Annotated in this window: 1 rRNA gene; it reads right to left on the reverse strand. The window is 48.3% G+C overall.

The annotated features are described in order from the left end of the window. A 23S ribosomal RNA gene (locus CFB81_RS34750) occupies nt 1–109 on the reverse strand; the annotation flags it as partial. Nucleotides 110–379 lie beyond the last annotated feature (270 nt).

The following is a 379-nucleotide window of genomic DNA, read 5'->3' on the forward strand; positions in this document are numbered from 1 at the left end:
TACGGATCAAAGCTCGTTTGCCAGCTCCCCGTAGCTTTTCGCAGGCTACCGCGTCCTTCATCGCCTGTGATCGCCAAGGCATCCACCACATGCACTTGTTCGCTTGACCCTATAACGAGTCTGTCTCGTTACAGGTTGAGTTCTCGCGTTGTGCCGTATTCCAATTGAGTCGAACATAGAGTTCGAATCATCTTGAGATACATCGATACAATCACAACCCGGATAGTTTCCACGTCCATCTCAAGACGCTTCCGCTATCCAAATTACTTACTTCTTCCAGATTGTTAAAGAACGACAGCCGATATCTGTTGATATCCTCTGACTGGCTCAATCGCCAATGCAAAATTCTCGGTTCAGCGTCTGAACCAAGCCCTTAGCG

The sequence above is a fragment of the Burkholderia sp. AU28863 genome, assembly GCF_002223195.1.
Classification (GTDB): Bacteria; Pseudomonadota; Gammaproteobacteria; order Burkholderiales; family Burkholderiaceae; genus Burkholderia; species Burkholderia sola.